Below are 18294 nucleotides of genomic sequence, written 5' to 3'. Positions count from 1 at the left end.
AAGAACACAGCATGCTCAGGCAGATGGTCAGGGACTTCGCCCAGAAAGAGGTGGAGCCTCAAGCCCTGGAGTACGATCGAAAGGAGCTTTTTAATCTTGGTCTCTTTCGAAAGCTTGGTGAGTTGGGGCTTTTGGGAATTACTGTTGACGAAAAATTTGGCGGTTCTGGTCAGGATCCCTTGGCAGCCGCAATTGTCCATGAAGAGCTGTCTGCTTCTGATCCGGGATTTACTCTGGCCTATCTGGCTCATGCGATGCTTTGTGTGAATAATCTGGCTCAGAATGGATCTGAAGAGCAGTTAGAGAAATATCTACCCAAGCTTTGTTCGGGGGAGTGGGTGGGGTGCATGGCGATGTCAGAACCCCACGTCGGAACGGATGTTTTGGGAATGCTCACCACCGCAGAACGGCGTGGGAATGAATACATCATCAATGGGCGAAAGATGTGGATCACAAATGGAACTCTTGATGAAGAGAGAACTCCAGCCGACGTGGTGTTACTGTACGCCAAAACAGGAGAGAAAAACGGAAGGGCTCTTTTGTCCACATTCATTGTAGATAAAACGCACTCTGGCTATAGCGTCGGACAGAAAATAAAAGACAAAACAGGCATGCGCGCATCCAATACGGCAGAGTTGGTTTTTCAGGATTGTCGCGTTCCCGTGTCAGCGCTGATCGGTTCCGAAGGAGACTCCATGCTTCACATGATGAAAAATCTGGAGCTTGAGCGCCTCACATTGGCCGCGATGAGTGTCGGAATTGGAAGAAGAAGTCTTGAGGTGATGAATAAGTATGCGAGAGAGCGAGAAGCATTCGGAAAATCCCTCAATTTTTTTGGCCAAATCCAAAAATATATTGGTGATTCCTACGCTGAGTATATGGCCGCTAAAACTTACGTCTACAATACCGCTCGGATGATGGACATTACCTCCCATGGGAATCGTTTGGATTCTGATGGAGTTAAACTCGTGGCGACAACGATGGGCAAAAATCTAGCAGATAGAGCGATGCAGGTTTTGGGCGGTTATGGGTATGTGGGCGAGTATGTCGTCGAGCGCCTTTGGCGTGATGCTAAACTTCTCGAAATCGGAGGTGGTACTCTTGAGGCCCATCAAAAGAATATCACTCGGGATTTGGCGAAGCTGGAAACCACATAGAAAAGTGAGGCGAGCATTTTGTGGTCCCTATCTGCCTACGTGAATTCAGGGCTGCTTCCTCTGGCGGGATTGTTGTATTCGGTCATGAATTCCTGGCACTGCGCAGTTATGTGTGGCCCATTTGTTAGCACAAGCGAGCCTCGGGTCATCAACAGTCTCCTGATTTTTAGACTGATCTCCTACACATGCCTGGGGGGAGTATTTGGGTTTTTAGGATGGCAAATAAGGGATTCTCTCGCATTTGATGCATTTGGCATTGTTTCTTTCTCACTCTTCTCAGTTTTTACCATTCTCTGTATTTTTCCGTTTCTATTTCCAAGATTTAAGAAATTTGCCCCGCTGGCTTTATTTTCGAAATTTCGCGGACTGATGTGGGGATTTATGCCTTGCCATTTGCTTTTATTTTATTACGGGATCGCATTGCTTACGGGCTCAACTTTTATTGGAGCAGCTTTGTTATTTTCCCACGCGGTTATGACAACTCCAGCGCTGGCTTATACAAATTATTTTATGAAAAAATTTTCTCTTAAAAGCCAGACTGTTAAAAATACCCTGCGTTTTCTTTTGGTTGCACTTGTGATCGCAAGTTTAGTGATTTTCTGGCAGAGGATTACCAAGAACAGAGAAGGCAATTCCAATGATGCAAATAAACTTATTTGCTTGAGCTGAACGGTCACAGGCGCAGTCGCTTGCCAAGGGGCCTTCTTCCGGAATTGATTACCGGGAGAAATTACAATGAGATTCAGCATACAAGATACTCCTTGACTTTGAAAACAGCCAGATAGACACATGGCAGCAATCTGCTGCCTAACGAGGCTTTCAAAGGAGAAGATCATGAGAAAATGTATTATTCTGTCGCTTTTGTGCCTGGTTCCTGGTGCCGTTTTTGCGTCAACGGGGGCTTCTGAAGGCTGTGTCAAAGGTCTCCTCGGGGAGGCTCGTGCAGATGGCTATAATTTTGAGATCGGAATTGAATTAGACAAGGACCCCTATCCTGTGTCTGGCCAGGGCCTCAGGTTGATTGCAAGAAAGTTGATGGAAGATGTCGAGGCCCCCTACTTGGAGCATATTAACGGCGCTCCCTTCAATTTGGAAGCTGCCAAAATTGCAGATCAAAAGATCAGATGTGTGCAAATAGCTGAAGCCAAAAATGTTTTTTTGTGTATGTCCTATCATCATGAAATTTTAAATGGGACGATGTGGAGATTTTCTATTTTTTCAGAGGGGTTTTCAACCGTCAAAAAGCGGACAGTTGTTGGCCATGATCATCCGGCTGGAAGGTACATTAAGGCATTCATAGGTGGTTTTAATACTCCGGGAGCAGAGCTAACAGGATTTTTTACGGCGGTCAAAGACTCTGACTTAAGTGCTCAGGAACGTGCTTTTAAGAAAGCAGTCTACGATCGCATTATTGAGCGCATTGGTGGCCCCTCTGAAGAGTTTTATCTTGTATCAATTCCTATGGCGGGCCCTGCTGGAACTATGACATTTTTTGAGACGGCTTCTCATGAGCTGTTGCATGCTCAGCACAGGATGACTCCTTCTTATAAAAGGATTGTGACCGAGTTCTGGAATGATGAAGTAACCAGTGAACACAAAGGTATTTTTACCAAATCAATTGCGGATATCTATGACACTTCCGATCTTGCCACCGTGATTGATGAATTCCAGGCCTATCTGCTCCAAAAGGGATCTGAGACAGGAGTGTATGGGGCTGTCGGCAAATACGAAGGCGTTAATTTTGTCGAAAAATACCGAACCTTAATTGTAAAAAAACTGACTCAAGCTGGTATTAAATTTATTGAACTCAAGTGATCTCGAAATGAGAAAAAAAGAATATCAACTCGCGGATCAGTCGCAGGCCGGTAAAAGCGCAATCGCTTTTTTGGCCAAGTCCTGAAATTCGTTTTCGACTTCAGGATCGCAGAAAAAATTGATCGGCTGCTGACAGATGGGATTGCCTGCGAGAAAGAGAGGCAGAATCTCTCCAGAGGGTACAATTGCTTCCGCCATTGGTATCATCATTGCGAGGCATGTCACTTGTTCGCGGTTTTTCGGAGCTTCAAACCGGATTCTGCAGATTTCCGATTCAGATAGGAATTGTTGGAGAGATTCCCTTAGTCCCCTTGGCACCGGCGCTTTTCCACTGAATTCTTTTCCTGGACAGGAGAGATGATAGCTTGCGACGCCGGAGTCAAAATCTAAATTAGCCTCAGCATAGCCTTCGGAGATTGAGCTAGAAAGCCCAACTGATGTGAGGTGAATGGCATTTACAGTTCCTAAAACACCTAAACTTTCCCTGACAAGCGAGTCTGCAGTCTCGGTCGAAGACTGAGGAGTTTCACAACTCGCAAGTCCAGTCGCGAGTCCCAAAATGATAAAGAGGTGAGTGACCGTTTTCTCCATACCTGCTTGAAAGTGCAACTCCTATTCCAGTCCCTGTGGCTTATATTGATTGACAGAGTGGACACTTGTCTAAGGAAAGAACATGAACAATTCCTAGACGCTATGAACGGTTCTGTAACATTGGCCCGACTAGGATAAATAGTGTGAATGATATTCCAATCCAAATAATTTTGGTTACGGCTTTTTGTCGAGCGAGCGGTAGAGCTGAGAGTGGGGGGTCACCCCTGGCACTCTCAAAACCCAAGGAAATTGGATATTAAAGACAACTTGAGCCAGGCTCAATTTCTCATTAAGAGATAAATGGGAAAAATATTCTCTAGTCTGTTCAGGCTTAATTTTCTTAACGTCCTTGATATTCGGGAAAGCTGCTCTCTGCCATGCTTCCGGTGTTTCTCTAACCAGGATTTCTTGTTTTAAAAGCAGGGCTTCCCACAAATTCAAAAAATCCTGGTAAGTAAAAATGAGCCGAGAGAAATTGTGGAGATGTGGCTGCCATATTTCCTGCAAGAGGGCCTGATCTAAATTTAAACTAAATTGATTAATTCCCTTAAGAGTGATGCCTCGGCGATTTGTTAGCATTTCGTAAGCCGTGAGGACCTGTTGCTGAGTTCCGGGGCTGACCATCTCCAGTGCGGTCAATAATTTCGATGGCTCCATATCATCGGGACCCACCCAGCCACGTTGAGCATACTGTTTCTTAAGAAAAAATTTAAACGTGCCGTACTCGCCGCCTTGAGCTGAGTCCTCGAACTCCATAGTGAAGAAGACATTGTCTCCAGATCGTATCGCTCTATTGAATGGATGAATGCTATTGCCGGGCATGGGAAAGCCTAGGTTGGTTATCTTGGTCGCACTGAGAACATTTGTTGTGATGTCTCCAGAGGTCCTTCTGGCATGGATGATTCGTGCAGCGGATTCTAAAGAAGGCCGATTATCCATACCCGTTGGAAGATCTAAAATCTTCGTCATCGCAGCAAGATTAGACCGACTTAAAGCGGAAAGCGTTTCATAAGGATCGGCGTCAATGCCTTGAACCCCCAGATTCTTTAGAGTTCTAGCGAGTGAAGCTTTCTGAATGTGAGCAATTTGATCAGGATCATTGAACCGCTTTAATATTTTCTCAATCTCTCGCCCTACTTCATCTTGGGAGCTACGGTGCTCGATAGCAATAGATCTTAAAAGCGAAGCTGGGTTTTTGATCATCCCATTGGCTAAAGCCGTATAGAGGGGAAATCGGTCTGCAATCTCTGAAACCTCCAATTCGAGCTTTGATGATGTCGAGGGATTTAGGTTTTGGCGACAATTGTGGGCACCGACAGAGCTGAGACTACCAAAAATGGAGACTGCCAGTGGCAAAATTAATAACCGATTTAGTTTCACCAGCTTCACGGCGTTCTCCACAATGCTCTCCTACCATTTTATGCTCATTTACCGAGCAAAAGCTATACCATGATTTCGCAGCAGACTTGAAGAAAGGTGGACATCCACGAGACAAATTTCGTCATTCACTTGATAATTGTGTGGGCATTTTAAGCATTTATTGGCTTCAAATTCTGGACCAAATTTGAACCCACCTGAATACGGACATATGAGAGAGCTACGCCTCTCTCACTCATCATTTTGGCCACTGGTGATTGCTTCTACTCTGCTTGCCAGATGTCTTTGACATTGTAATAGAAATCTGGACATTCCTTACTTATTGCTTCTTAATGTGCAAATTTCCTGAGCCAGCCTTCATAGAGATTTTGAATTTGCTGTCAGGAGTGTCACCAAGTTCGTTAATCAACTCTCCGCTACCGGCCGTGAATGAAGTGCGGATTCTTGCATTTTTTGGAAGAACAATTTCAGCCCCGCCACTTCCAGTTTTGATATCCAACTCACCAAGAGCAGGAGTTACATCATAGACAAGATTTATTTCTCCACTGCCAGTCTTGAGATTTCCACCAGTGGTCAGTCCTTTAATAGATACATCGCCGCTGCCAGTTTTGCCTTCAAGTTTCTTTACTTCTGCGTCTACATCAACATCACCGCTTCCAATATTGAAATTGAGGTCGCCCGAGGTTCCTTTGACTTTGATATCACCACTGCCTGAATCCAGGTCCAGCATAGCGGTTTTTGGTGCAGTGATGTCGAAATCGACTTCGCAGTCATCCTTAAATACGCCTGTTTTTTCGACTTCTACAAAGAGGGTTCTGCCCTTTTTATCGATTTTCAGTTTACAGTGTTCACCAAATTGCTTTTTGGTCGCAGTCACAGTGGCTTTGCCTGAATCAACGGCAGTGATGCTGATATCGCCGCTACCGTTATTGACTTCAATCTCTGATATGCCACCGAGATCAAATTCCTTCGATTCGGCATTTGCTAGGCTGGACAACCCCAACACGATCATTACTATTGTTAATGTTTTCACGATAACCCCTTATTTGTTTACTTGCTATCGGTGGGAGAACTAAAAATAGAGCTCAGCAAAGTTCAACAATCCTGAGATTGACGTACTTTGAATGACGAGTGCCGAACTACTTTCAAACTCCATTGTTGGATCGTGCCTGATTGAAATTCTTCGGGTCAAGACACAGGGCGCTGTCAAACTTTCCTCTGCCTCTTTGCAGTTTCCAAGGCAGACGATTCACATCCGATTCAGAGATAGCGGGATACAAGCGGTCGGGCATTGAGAACAGCATTGAGATTGCTTAGAAAGGTAAAAGTACCGCCCAGTTTACGATCAATGAAGACCACTTCCTGAGGTGGTGTTCTAAATTGAAATTGGGTCACCATTTGGGCTCCGAGTCGAGCGACCCTTTGGGGCAAATCACTGATTCCCCAATTGTATTCTCCGTTCAGGTTCATAAAGTTTTGCGAATTACTGTTCCAGGATGGATCAACAAATGGTTCCGTAATGAGAAAGCACAGATCGACAAAAAGTTGACGAAGTTCGGGTGGATCTTTGGGTTGGATAAATCCGAGAGCACCTGCTCCAGCAAGAACATCGTCTGTGTTGCGATGTAGAGCTCCGCTCACCATGAGGTGATAGGAACTCTGAAAGGCCGGAGAGATCTCTCGGACAGCACCAAAATCCAAAAGGACCAATATGGGGTGTCCATCTTCAGATAATCTCACACGATAATTTCCAAAATGTGGGTCAGTTTGAATGCGACCCCACTCAAACAATTCACACATGTAAACTTTCAAGAATAACTCGGCAATTTTGTTTCGAACACTCTGCGGCCAGGATTTAACTTGTATGTCGTCGACTGGAAGGGAGGCAACAAATTCTGTTGTCAGAACGGCTCGATTAGAGAAATTCTCGTACACCTTCGGCACCTGAATATAGGGTTCGGATTCCAGCCTTTGATAAAACCACTTCGTCTCTTTAAATTCCAAATTGTAATCAAGCTCTCTTGTGAGCATTTGCCGAATTTCATTCATGATGGGTTTGCTTTGAAATCCCGTAGGAAATATATCGGTGATCTGGAAGATAAGCCGTAAAAAAGCGAGGTCTGTTTCGATGGCCCGATCGACTCCGGGATACTGGATCTTGAGAGCAACTTCTTCTCCGGTTGTTCGAATTTTTGCGCGATGAACCTGGCCGAGAGAAGCGGCCGCCCAGGCCGTTGGATCGATTTCCAAAAGATCGAGTTTTTCCTTTCCTAATTCTCTCTTTAAAACTTTTTCGATTTCGCTCCATTCAAGGGGAGTGGATTCAGACTGTAAAGATTTTAGAAATTGATTTACCTCGGGTGGCAAAAAATGTTCGCCGTAGGTGGAAAGAAGTTGGCCCGCCTTCATAACCGAGCCTTTCAATTGGCCCAGTTCATTCGTTAACAGAGAAGCCTGCGCACCCAGGTATCTTCTCAAAGATTCTGGATCTCCCTTTTCATAAATCCAATGAGGAGTCCATTTGCCCAAGGAATGCCCAACAGCTCGAACGCTCAGCTTGGCAGTGAGCTTTGCTAGCTTGAATCCACGATCAAAGACATTGCTCGGAACACGTTTCAGGGAGGGCGGTGGTTTGAATTCCATTGGATGCTAATCTAGCACTGACTGGGTATCAAGAAAAGGACTGTCGAGAAATTCCTGAGCAAGGACCCGAAAATGTTGCACCTCTTCGTAATTTTTCCAATTCTTGTGCTTTTCATAACCCTTAAGCAGAATGGAAGCTTTGGAAACAAGGCAATGGGCGACCTGCCTTTTTTCAGAATCGGTGATGTTTGTGCTTCTTAGATAGGGAAAGAGAGCTTTGGTTCGCCAGTAATCCATTGCTTTGAATGACCTTGATAGTTGATCCCCATGTCCTCCGTATTTTATAATCAGGGGCTTTTCCAGAAAACTCACATTAAATTGAGAGGTCATTCTGAGCCACAGCTCGTAGTCTTCGCAGACGGGAAAATCTTCACGAAAGAGCCCCACCTCAATGAAAATACTCCGATGAATCATAACTGTGGAGGGGGAGATCAGACACAGAGGCACACAGTTGCTAAATATACGGCCGCCAAATTTTTTGTGTTGTTTACAAGAATTGACCCGGCGGCCATGGCGGAACCAAATCTCCTCACCGTGAAGAATCAAATCTTGAGAATTTAACTGAGCGTGCTTGATTTGCATTGAAAGCTTTTCGGGAAGCCATTCATCATCAGAATCCAGAAAAGCCAGCCATTCGCCCCGAGATCGTTCAATTCCCGTATTACGTGCCCGACTCACACCACCTCGGTCAATTCGCATGTATCGCATTTTTCCGCTCGAAATGAGATCCTTCTGCTGGTGATGAATCCAATCCTCAGTTCCGTCGGTGGAGCCGTCATCTACAATAATAAGTTCCCAATGAGGGTAGGACTGATTTCTAATTGAATCAATGGCTCTGGGGATAGTGTGAAGGCGATTGTAAGTTGGAATAATGACACTGATCACATTTTTCAATGGTTTCTCCCTCATTTTTCAGTATTAATGCGAGCCATGATTAAACACTATAAGACAGAATAGAGCGGAAGTCTCGATGTGAAGGACTCAAAAATGAGCTTAGCAGAGGAAGATGAACTTGAAGATGTGGTCACTCGTTCGGTACGCAGGACTTTCTTTGAAAAAGAGCCTTTTCTCATTGGGGGGGCGCGATACACTGCTGCTGAAATTTGGGAGGCCTTAGGTGCCCGGCTCACTGTCGAGCGCCAAAGGAGAATATTGGAAGTCTGTCGAAGACGTTCCCAGGGCTTGGTTCCAGTTCTTGAGAATATTTATGACCGCGGCAATATCAGTGCCGTCATGAGATCTGCCGAGGCTTTTGGATTCTATCGTTTTCAGATCATCGACGTTGCCAATGCAAAATTTAAGGCAGCTAATCGAGTGACAAAAGGTTCTGACAAATGGTTGCAGGTGGAGACTTCTCCAGATGTTGAGTCTTGCGTTCAGAAGTTGAAGGGGCGGGGGTATAAGATCTATGCCACTCACCTGGAGGCAAGCGTATCGATAGAAGAGATAGATTTCACCCAGGCCTCTGCGGTTGTTTTCGGAAACGAAAAAGAGGGGGTCAGCAAGCGAATGCTTGATCTTGTGGACGGCCGATTTGTACTTCCAATGTTGGGCTTTTCTCAAAGCTTTAATATTTCAGTCGCGGCCGCTTTAACTTTTTCTTATGTTCACTATGCTCAAAAAAAGGCTCAAGGCGGGCCGCTGTTTCTCGACGAAAGAGAACAGCGAATACTGGCCGCAAACTATGTCTTGCGAAGCTTTGACAATCCCGAGGCCCTACTCAAAGAGTTAAAGACACGAGAAAAATAGAAAGATAGCTGAAGGAAGGGGCAAAGCAGGGCAGGGCAGGGCAGGGCAAGGGCAAAATAAGCTCGAGAACTTATCCCCCAATGGACGACCGAAGCTCCTCAAGAGATTTTTCATTTTGTGCTCTGGAATTTTTCATGGCTCTTATTTGTTCGCGGAGTTGGGCTCTTTCCTGAACGGCACTGGCCCGCATTTCACTGATCCGAGCCAGGAGGGATTCAATATTTTTGTTGAGGTTTTTATTTGCAATTTCCAGTTGGTAGACCCTTCGACCAATACGATAGCGGGAAACGAAATCGATTTCTGTATCGACAGGGCAAACGTAAAAATAGAATTGGCCTGTGCGCCCGATTTCATAGCCGTTACTCGGCTGGCAATATTCCGCTAAACCCGCATTTCGGCCATTTAGATACAAATTTTCACGGCTCTTATCAGGCCCCAGCCTGCATTTAGAAAGGCGTTTATCGTACTTGCCGACCGGTTCTCCTTGGGTTCCATCCTGACGGCCTAATTCCCACCAGTCCGAATTCGCACAGGCCTCTCGATCAAGTCCGCTCCTGTCAGTCAGAATGGCACACGAGAGCCCCCCTAAGAAGAGTGGAAAAAACAGAACCAGGATATTTAAGAAATTTTTATGGACCATGCTTGACCTCATGCATCAATTAAACTAGAAAAGAGCTGCTTAGAATGCAACTTAAATACCCATTTAGGCAAAATATTTTTCACATGTCTGGAAAATGCGTGTGAGTTTGAAAAAGATATCTTTTGGCGAGGATGCCGCCATTGGTTGAGAGGACATAAGGGATGACCGGAAAAGATGTGAAGTTGTACGGAGAATTGGCCATTGAAGAAGCTTGTTTGGAGAGGTTTGAAAATAGGACTCTCGTGAGACGCTATGAAATCGATTTCACTTGCCCCGAATTCACTTGTCTTTGTCCTCGCAGCGGATTTCCAGATTTTGCCGTAATCCATATTCGCTATGTACCTGATAAATTTTGCGTCGAACTCAAGTCTCTCAAACTTTATATCAATAGCTTTCGTAACAGGAAGGTCTTTCATGAAGACGTGACGAACCTGATTTTAGATGATCTCATCGCTCTTCTGGATCCTTTCGAAATTGAAGTCAAGGGTGACTTTAATGTTCGAGGAAACATCAAAACAATCGTAACGGCCAAACATGCCAAGACTTAATTTTTTCGAATCTGTATTCGTATTTGGGCCTCTGGCTTCAAAATTTAGCTATTTGTTTTTTGCTGTTTCCATTTTCATTTCTTGTTTTTCTGCAAGAGGGGGTGATGAAACCCCCGACGTTAAAGGGCCAAACTCATGTCTCATCCTTGTTTCTCAGTCAAGCACAGGGGTGAGGCAGGAGGTTCTACCCGCACCAATTTTGCATCGCTTAGAAGGGCTCGTCTTGAATCTCGATCATCAGATCAAGATTTTGAGGAGATACACCCATATCGGAAGCGAGAACCAGGAGGACCCGGTAGATGAAATAATGGGAGACTCAAGTTTGGCAGAGGATCTTGTTGGATCCGCAGATAGAGCTGCAAATGAAGTTCTAAACGCCATGCGTGAGCATCCAAATTCTATGGACGCCGTCAGGTGGCTAAATGAGGTCACGGATTATTTCATCTTGAAACACACTTTGTGGCATGTAACGGGAAAGCGAAATAATCGTTTGGTCGGTCTCTCCGGCGAGAAAACTGGACAAAAGAAGCAATCTTATCCAGAAGTCTATATAGCTCTCGTTGAAATTTTGATCAGTCAGATTGAAAGAAGGGGCTTTGATCGTGAGTTGAGTCGCAATCCGCTAGTGGCCGATCTTGCGCTGTTTGCGATGGGGCGGGGTATTCAAAAAAATGAGCGCGATTATGGAATCGCCGTTAATAATTTTTTGGTTAGGCGCTTTAAGGCAGCTCAAGAGAGAGCTTTCATCCTGCTGACTGAATTGGCCCCATCCCAGATGGGCCAACCTAACTTTCTGAATTTTAAAGAACTATTGTTATTCGGGTCCAAATGGATAGTCGCCGTTCACAGCGAATTGGAGGCTATTCAAATTGAAAACAGCAATCCGGATGATCTTGAAAGGCAGGAAACTGACAGACACGAATCTGTGGCAAATACCTTGATCAATTATTATTTTAATCCGGGACACACCACCGATCAGGTTCTTTCAGAATTTATGAAATTTTCTTTTCTAAAAGAAGAGGATATTCAGCTTGCCATGCAGAATTATTGGGATTTTGCTGTTCATTTTGGAATTATTAGTTCTGAGGACATAGCTTTAGCTTTGGTGCTAAACGAAAAAGGCCTCATCCCTGAACTCGTTCGATATAAACAAAAGTAAAAGAAGCCCACATGAGATCATCATGTGAGCTTCAGAAAGCACCCTTAAAAATGATTTCATCAGTTGAAAACAATGGCCTTCATTCTGTCTGCAACTTGAGGAGCATCTTGACCCACAACGAGGTGAAGCAAATCACCTTGTAAATTCATGACGCCACGCAAGCCAGTTTTATCTAAAGCTTCTTCGTTCAGAAAAGATTTTTCCTTGAGTGAAAGGCGCAAACGATTTCCAGCCACACATTCAATCGAAGAGATATTCTCCTTGCCACCTAAGGCACCAATCCAGGCTTCCAATTTTTGGGACTCGTTTCTTGAGACAGAACCATTACTTGGCTTCTTCGCTTTGAGCCACTGTTCCATGTCCGTTTTCAGATTTTCGGAACGTGTTCCGAAGATGGCCTGAACACCTTTGCCAACGACCACGACTCCCGTGGCTCCCAATTTCTTCAGAGCTGCCTGATCAACTTTGCTGATTTCAGAGACACCTACGCGGAGTCGAGTGATACAAGCGTCCAAAGATGAAATATTTTTAGCTCCACCAAAAGCGAGGACCAAGGACTCTGCCATTTTATCCTCTGTGCTGCTTACCTGACTGGTCAGGTCTGCGTCTTCTTCTTCTTCTTCAATCTCTCGTCCGGGAGTGAGCAGGTTGAACTTAACAATCGCATAGTGAAAGATCGAGTAGTAGAGAAGAGCCCAAGCTGCGCCAACCACCCATATCCATAGGCCATTGGTAGATTTTGAAAAGAGAACAACGTAATCAATGAATCCGTGAGAAAAGGTCATTCCGTGCTTAATGCCCAGTAGGATCATGAGCAAGTAGGCACCGGAGCAAAGGACCGCGTGAATGAAATAGAGAATCGGAGCCAGAAACAAAAAGGTAAATTCAATGGGCTCGGTGATTCCAGTCAGAAATGAGGTGAGCGCTGCACTCAGCATGATGCTACCGACTTTGACGCGATTTTCTGGACGAGCGGTTCTCCAAATTGCAATGGCCGCAGCAGGAAGTCCAAACATTTTAAAAAGATAGCCCCCTGCCATATTACCAGCGGTTGGATCACCGGCTAAATAGCGGTGAATCTCACCTTTTACTGCGGCACCTGTTTGGGGATTTATGTACTCTCCAACCTCAAAAAAGAAGGGAACATTCCAGATATGGTGGAGACCAAAAGGAATGAGAGCACGCTCAACAAAGCCGTAGAGCGAAAATGCAAATTCAGGACTGCCACTAGCCGCAAAATCCGATGCTGCCTTAATGCCTAAGCCAATCGGTGGCCAGATGAAGGCGAGAAGAACTCCGACCGCCACTGCAGCAAAAGAGGTTGCGATCGGAACAAATCTCTTCCCAGAAAAAAATCCCAAATAGGAAGGCAATTGAATGCGATAATATCGATTAAAGAGAAGGCCCGCAATCAATCCAATGAGGATACCGCCAAAAACTCCGGTATCGATGGAGGGGACTCCCATGATCATTTTGGTTTCAACTCCAATCGCTTTGGCAGTCACACCCATCGTTGCGACCAACACGGCAAAGCCCACCACTGAAGCAAGAGCCGAAACACCATCATTTTCGGTATATCCGAGAGCGACGCCAACGGCAAAAATGAGAGGGAGATTACCAAAGATAGCTCCACCGGCCTGTTCCATGATCTGAGAAACGATCATCGGCAACCAGTCAAAATGAGCTGCACCAATACCTAGTAACAAACCAGCTGCAGGAAGTACTGCCACTGGCAACATAAGCGCCTTTCCCAACTTTTGAAGTTGGGAGAAACCCTGTTCCCGTAATTCTTTTATCATATGACTAACCCTCTCTTTTAATTTTAAAATTAATTTTAAAATTAAAAATAAAATAATTATTATTAGCTGAACTATTGTCCTCAACCACTGCATGAACCAAATTTTTTAAACCAGTAGGCTCATCAGCCAACTGTTATTAGCAGCTCGAATTCCAACTCTTCACAAGATTTCGAACTGCAGACGGATCAGCCATTTCCATGGCTCTCAGAGCAAGGTCTTTGCATTTTTCTAGGTGAAGTCCTCTGATGAGGGCCTTCACTCCCGGTACGGATGGAAGACTCACACTCAATTCCTCAATGCCCAAGCCAATCAAAATCGGGATTCCAAAGTCATCACCAGCCAATCCTCCACAGACGCCCACTTCTATTCCGGCGCGATGAGCTGCAAGGGAGGTCAGGTGAATCATCTTTAATACTGCGGGGTGAAGGGCGTCTACTTGTTTTGCGAGAGCCTGGTGATTTCTGTCCATGGCTAAGACGTACTGAGTCAAATCATTTGTACCAATTGAAAAAAAGTCAACTTCTTTGGCCAGATGATCGGCGATGAGGACAGCTGCTGGCACCTCAATCATAATCCCAACTGGAATCATTGGAACCTGAAGGGCATCGGCCTCCTCTTGAATAATTCTCTTTGATTCTCGAACTTCTTCGAGGTTGGTGATCATGGGAATCATAAGACGCAAGGGGCCCCACTTTGAGGCTCTCAAGACAGCTCTGACCTGGGTTCGTAGGAGAGATTGTTCTCTTAGCAACATACGAATGCCGCGCTCTCCAAGGAAGGGATTTTCTTCGTCGGGCAAGGGGCAATAAGTGAGAGGTTTATCACCTCCTACGTCTAAAGTGCGAATCGTTACCGGGCGCTCAGGTCCCATCTCCTTTGTCATGTGAGTATAAATCTGAAATTGCTCTTCTTCGGTGGGAGCATTTTCGCGGTTGAGAAAGAGGAATTCAGACCGCATAAGGCCAACCCCCTCAGCACCTAAATTTGCTGCGTGATCGGCCTCTTCATGATTTGCAAAATTGGCCCAAACAGTGATTCTGTGATTGTCTGTAGTGAGAGCCGGCAGTTTGGCTTGAGCCTCTTCTTCGCTTCGACGATGAAGTTTATTTTTGGTTTCTCTTTTGACTTGATCGAGGAGTTCTTGAGGAGGATTGAGTTGTAAATATCCATCATTGGCATTGAGTAAAACAGGGGTTCCGTTCGTCAGTTGAAGAGCCCTTGGATCAATGGCTGCGAGGGCCGGAATATCAAGGGAGCGAGCCAGAATAGCAACGTGCGAAGTTGTGCCGCCGCGCCGAGTGCAGAAGCCCAAGACACAGCTGCGGTCGAGCGAAGCCGTATCAGAGGGAGTGAGATCGTCTGCAATCAGAATTGAATTGGGTGGAATTTTTGGGAGGGAAAGGACCTCACCCATCAATTGGCCGACCCATCGGCGATTGACATCGAGAAGATCATTCGCTCGCGCTGCGATGAGTTCATTGTTGGACATGGAAAGTCGGGTCGCTTCAGCCTGAATAACTTGATTCACCGCCCATGCAGCAGATCGGTTTAAATGTATTTGTTCTTCAATTGATTCAATAATCTGTGGATCATCCAAGATATCTTGGTGGGCCGTAAAAATGGCCGCCTGCGTGGATCCTGCCCTTTGTTTCATTTCGAACTCAAGCTCTTTGAGATCGCGACGGACTTTATTCATAGATTGATAAAGGGCTGAAGTTTCAACTTCTATTCCTCTGCCCTGTTCGTGAGGTTCGAGAGCTTCATGTTGAACCACAACGACTTGTCCAGCAGCCATTCCTGGAGCAGCGATAACACCTCCGAGTTGGTCCTCTCCGAGGTGAGAAGTCGAGCCTGTTTGTGGAGTTTTAATGTCAGTCGGCGCATGCACCTCTTTCAGCTCTCTCGTGACCCGTGCCAATTCCTCCAGCGCTTGTCTGGCATCAGGACCTGAGGCATGAAACTGAACAAGGGCTTCGCCGGGTATGGCAAGCTCCAAAATTTGCACCAAGGAACGACAGTTTGCTTGCCGGTTTTCCCAGTGGATAGAAATCTCTCCCTCAAAGCGCTTTGCCGTCTGTAAAATCAAAGATGCAGGTCTGGCGTGGATTCCTTCACTGATCGGAATTCTCACCTTCTCGGAAGTTAAATATTCGCTTTTTGTTTTTGAACTTTGTGAATTTGAGATGAGATCTGGCTTATTTTTAGATTCATCTATATGGACGACAAGAAACCCAGGGGCGCCGGCCTTAACAGGTCCAAATTGAACTTCAAAATCCCAAGTCTGGGCGCCCGGCAAAAGAATCAACGGAGAGATGAGACTTTGGGCCTTTCTGGATATAACTTCTGCATCAAAATCAACGAGGACATCTCCGGCTTTAACATGATCACCTTTCTTTACATGAACTTTGAACCCTTCTCCCTTGAGCTGCACAGTATCTAGCCCAATGTGGATCAAGGCTTCTAAACCTGTTGGACCATGTCGAAGGGTCAGGGCATGATGAGCTGGATGAATTTGTACGACCTCACCGTCAAATGGCGCGAGCAAAAACTCACTGGTTGGATCAATAGCCAAGCCATCTCCGACCATTTTTTGAGCGAATACGGGATCAGGGACCTCCTCAAGAGGAATGATAAATCCTGAAAATGGTGATTTAAAGACAAGAACCCCTTTTTGCTGTTCAGCATTAACACACGTATCCATTTACCCAACCCTTTTTGCTTGTGCTTCTCTTTGCGGAAATATTATGCAGATGGGTGTTTAGCGGATAATGGGTGAGAAATAAAATAAAAAAATAACAAAAGAAGGGTAGCGCATATGGAAAGCTGTGTATAATGACGGACGAAGTGCTAATGCATTGCGCCTAGCGGTATAGCATGCACCTGATAAGAAGGAGATAGCTTTGGCAGAACCGATTGAGTCGATAGGCCCAAATACAAAGAGGCTTTGTTTTCAGCGTGTGGGGATTTTTGTCGATGCCGAAAACATTGAGCTGAGTGGCCTTAAGCACATGGAAGGCTTCACCAACTACAAGAAGATATTGGATAGCGTTGGTGACCGAGAAATCATTCGCATTTTGTACTATAAGCCTGAATACAAAGACATTTCGGCAGATTTCGAGTCTTTTGGGCGAGCCTGGGTGGTGAGATTCGCCGGCCTGCGAAGAATGCTGACACTTTTTTGGTTATTGATGCGGTGACAATGTCGGATAAAATGGATGTCGCGATTATCCTGGGAGGCGATAAGGACTTTTTGCCTTTGATTTGGTACCTCAAATCGAGAGGTTGTCGGACTGAGATTTGGTCGTGGCCGCAGGCCACCTCAAAGGAAGTGATGGAGGCCGTCGATCGATATTACCCCTTGGATGAGGAATTTCTCCTCGATGATGAAAAGAAGAAAGGCCCACGTAAGAAGCGGAACCAGTTAAAAGGTTAAAAGGAAAGATCGGTTGGAAAATTGGCCTGGATTGTGTATGAAGCATTGACCGGCGGGTGGATTGTTCGTCTTGCACGGGGAGTTGTGCTCGTTCTTTGCAAGGTGATAAAGAACGTAGTTTTGGATTGTGCCTGGTAAAGGTATTTTTCGCGGTCTTGTTTGACTCACTTCATTGGGAACTATTTGTGGTGCGGTGGTTGATCAAGGTGTCGGGAAGTCTTTGTTCAATTAAATGAATCGAAAGAGCTAAGTGCCTTGAACGATTTGAATTTTTGAGATAGACCTAACTGTTGTGGGTTTCTGGGTTTCTGGATTTTTTTTAGGAGGTCAGCATGTTTAATTCAGTGGATCTGAATCAGGAGGAGAAAAAGAATTTCTCTTTAAAGGTGGTTCCTGATGCCGAGGTCGTGAGAGACGATGACCTTCATGCTTTAGACGAGATTGAAAATATTTTAGACTTGCGTGAGGAACAGTATCCCACATTTACTCTAGCCAAGAACAAAGCTCGCTTTCTGCGAATGCTTGCTTGGTACAAAGCAAAAGAAGAGTGGTTGGATGTGGCTCCCGTGAGTGGGGTGAGTAAGCTTTTCAAACAGCAAACCAAAGAGTTGGAAGGAATTCGTTCCAACAAGTTGGATTACGAGATGGAGCTTGAAACGGGTACTTTGACCCCCAGTCAGCGCTCTTATCGTCGTGATGAACTCAAAATGTGCAAAGTTCAGGAAAAAATGGCTGTGCATTTGATTTCAAAAATGCAGATCAAGATAAAGTCTGGTCGTAGGTAACATAAACTGGCCTCTTGATTGTTGTTCCAAACTCCAAGGGCGCCTGGCTGAAGCAATCTCAGGAGTCCTGGATCTTCAAACATACGTCCGGCAGCAGCGCTCACCTTGTGAGCACTGCACCAAGCCGAACTCGATCCTGAACCCCTGAGATTGCTTCAGCCAGCTCCCTGTGTCTTTTGGACACAACAAAATCACCGAAGGCCTGCGGGCCAGCCGCTGCATTAAAATCGGTATGCTTCTGCTCGAAGCTTTCACTGTCATTTGCCATGATCGCCATCCGAAGTTGGAATCCTTTTTCAGAAAGTCGGACGGACGCCGACGACATATTATTGATTTTTGCATGGGCCGAATGCCGGCCAGGGGAGGTCAAAAAAATCGGATTTGATCCTCTATTTTCTCTTAATCACACCTACGCCTTGTTAGGATTTATTATCAATCGCCCCATCCGCAAAACCTAGTGTACACCGAGAGATTCCAGAAGCCTTAAGGATCACATTGACCTCTTTTTCGAGATCCTTCTTCTCGAAGCTTTCACTGTCATTTGCCATGGTCACCATCCGAAGTTGGAATCTTTGGTTGTGGCCCGCAAGCCTTCGGT

Annotated in this window: 18 protein-coding genes; 9 read left to right on the top strand and 9 right to left on the bottom strand. The window is 45.4% G+C overall.

Features of this window, described 5'->3' with window-relative positions; all coding sequences use genetic code 11:
* Window positions 1-11: 11 nt before the first annotated feature.
* The 3 genes from IPL83_09635 (at window position 12) to IPL83_09625 (ending at window position 2972) form a co-directional block, all read left to right on the top strand.
* Window positions 12-1157: an acyl-CoA dehydrogenase family protein gene (locus IPL83_09635; GenBank protein ID MBK9039407.1), complete on the top strand. Its 1146-nt coding sequence runs from the start codon at window positions 12-14 to the stop codon at window positions 1155-1157.
* A gap of 18 nt (window positions 1158-1175) precedes the next feature.
* Window positions 1176-1826: a sulfite exporter TauE/SafE family protein gene (locus IPL83_09630; protein ID MBK9039406.1), complete on the top strand. Its 651-nt coding sequence runs from the start codon at window positions 1176-1178 to the stop codon at window positions 1824-1826.
* 165 nt (window positions 1827-1991) lie between these two features.
* Window positions 1992-2972, top strand: a complete 981-nt coding sequence (locus IPL83_09625; GenBank protein ID MBK9039405.1) for a hypothetical protein — start codon at window positions 1992-1994, stop codon at window positions 2970-2972.
* Between the two features lie 36 nt (window positions 2973-3008).
* Here IPL83_09625 and IPL83_09620 read toward each other — a convergent pair whose 3' ends face one another.
* From IPL83_09620 to IPL83_09600, 5 genes are all read right to left on the bottom strand, one after another.
* The gene (locus tag IPL83_09620) at window positions 3009-3581 is read right to left on the bottom strand and encodes a hypothetical protein (protein ID MBK9039404.1); all 573 of its coding nucleotides are present in this window, start codon (window positions 3579-3581) and stop codon (window positions 3009-3011) included.
* Between the two features lie 156 nt (window positions 3582-3737).
* Window positions 3738-4952, bottom strand: coding sequence for a hypothetical protein (locus IPL83_09615; protein MBK9039403.1), 1215 nt, complete (start codon window positions 4950-4952; stop codon window positions 3738-3740).
* A gap of 307 nt (window positions 4953-5259) precedes the next feature.
* Complete coding sequence (locus IPL83_09610; protein MBK9039402.1) at window positions 5260-5973, bottom strand: DUF4097 family beta strand repeat protein; 714 nt, start codon at window positions 5971-5973, stop codon at window positions 5260-5262.
* A 227-nt stretch (window positions 5974-6200) separates the two neighbouring features.
* A complete protein-coding gene (locus IPL83_09605; protein ID MBK9039401.1) occupies window positions 6201-7583 on the bottom strand; it encodes an AarF/ABC1/UbiB kinase family protein in 1383 nt (460 codons plus the stop codon).
* 6 nt (window positions 7584-7589) lie between these two features.
* The gene (locus tag IPL83_09600; protein MBK9039400.1) at window positions 7590-8477 is read right to left on the bottom strand and encodes a glycosyltransferase; all 888 of its coding nucleotides are present in this window, start codon (window positions 8475-8477) and stop codon (window positions 7590-7592) included.
* 93 nt (window positions 8478-8570) lie between these two features.
* Between IPL83_09600 and IPL83_09595 the strand changes: the two genes are divergently transcribed.
* Window positions 8571-9332: an RNA methyltransferase gene (locus IPL83_09595; GenBank protein MBK9039399.1), complete on the top strand. Its 762-nt coding sequence runs from the start codon at window positions 8571-8573 to the stop codon at window positions 9330-9332.
* A gap of 70 nt (window positions 9333-9402) precedes the next feature.
* Here IPL83_09595 and IPL83_09590 read toward each other — a convergent pair whose 3' ends face one another.
* Window positions 9403-9972, bottom strand: coding sequence for a DUF2799 domain-containing protein (locus tag IPL83_09590; GenBank protein ID MBK9039398.1), 570 nt, complete (start codon window positions 9970-9972; stop codon window positions 9403-9405).
* Window positions 9973-10133: 161 nt separating this feature from the next.
* On the opposite strand from IPL83_09590, the gene queF reads away from it, so the two are divergent.
* Both queF and IPL83_09580 read left to right on the top strand, forming a co-directional pair.
* Complete coding sequence (gene queF / locus IPL83_09585) at window positions 10134-10520, top strand: NADPH-dependent 7-cyano-7-deazaguanine reductase QueF (GenBank protein MBK9039397.1); 387 nt, start codon at window positions 10134-10136, stop codon at window positions 10518-10520.
* A gap of 223 nt (window positions 10521-10743) precedes the next feature.
* A complete protein-coding gene (locus tag IPL83_09580; protein ID MBK9039396.1) occupies window positions 10744-11679 on the top strand; it encodes a hypothetical protein in 936 nt (311 codons plus the stop codon).
* 59 nt (window positions 11680-11738) lie between these two features.
* Here IPL83_09580 and ptsG read toward each other — a convergent pair whose 3' ends face one another.
* On the bottom strand, window positions 11739-13478 hold the full coding sequence (ptsG, locus tag IPL83_09575; GenBank protein MBK9039395.1) for a PTS glucose transporter subunit IIBC: 1740 nt from the start codon (window positions 13476-13478) through the stop codon (window positions 11739-11741).
* Between the two features lie 136 nt (window positions 13479-13614).
* Window positions 13615-16179: a phosphoenolpyruvate--protein phosphotransferase gene (ptsP, locus tag IPL83_09570; GenBank protein MBK9039394.1), complete on the bottom strand. Its 2565-nt coding sequence runs from the start codon at window positions 16177-16179 to the stop codon at window positions 13615-13617.
* A 199-nt stretch (window positions 16180-16378) separates the two neighbouring features.
* Between ptsP and IPL83_09565 the strand changes: the two genes are divergently transcribed.
* The 3 genes from IPL83_09565 to IPL83_09555 all read left to right on the top strand — a co-directional run bounded on the left by IPL83_09565 (window position 16379) and on the right by IPL83_09555 (window position 17696).
* The gene (locus IPL83_09565) at window positions 16379-16675 is read left to right on the top strand and encodes a hypothetical protein (GenBank protein ID MBK9039393.1); all 297 of its coding nucleotides are present in this window, start codon (window positions 16379-16381) and stop codon (window positions 16673-16675) included.
* Window positions 16657-16911, top strand: coding sequence for an NYN domain-containing protein (locus IPL83_09560; GenBank protein MBK9039392.1), 255 nt, complete (start codon window positions 16657-16659; stop codon window positions 16909-16911). Before IPL83_09565 ends, IPL83_09560 begins: the two co-directional genes overlap by 19 nt.
* 332 nt (window positions 16912-17243) lie before the next feature.
* Window positions 17244-17696 carry a hypothetical protein gene (locus IPL83_09555; GenBank protein ID MBK9039391.1) on the top strand — a complete coding sequence of 151 codons (453 nt, stop codon included), beginning with the start codon at window positions 17244-17246 and terminating at the stop codon, window positions 17694-17696.
* Window positions 17697-17796: 100 nt separating this feature from the next.
* Here IPL83_09555 and IPL83_09550 read toward each other — a convergent pair whose 3' ends face one another.
* Complete coding sequence (locus IPL83_09550) at window positions 17797-17964, bottom strand: hypothetical protein (GenBank protein MBK9039390.1); 168 nt, start codon at window positions 17962-17964, stop codon at window positions 17797-17799.
* Between the last annotated feature and the right edge of the window lie 330 nt (window positions 17965-18294).

Source organism: Bdellovibrionales bacterium, from assembly GCA_016716765.1.
Classification (GTDB): Bacteria; Bdellovibrionota; Bdellovibrionia; order Bdellovibrionales; family UBA1609; genus JADJVA01.
The sequence above is the reverse complement of the archived record's forward strand: the minus strand, read 5'-3'. Positions and strand labels throughout refer to the sequence as shown.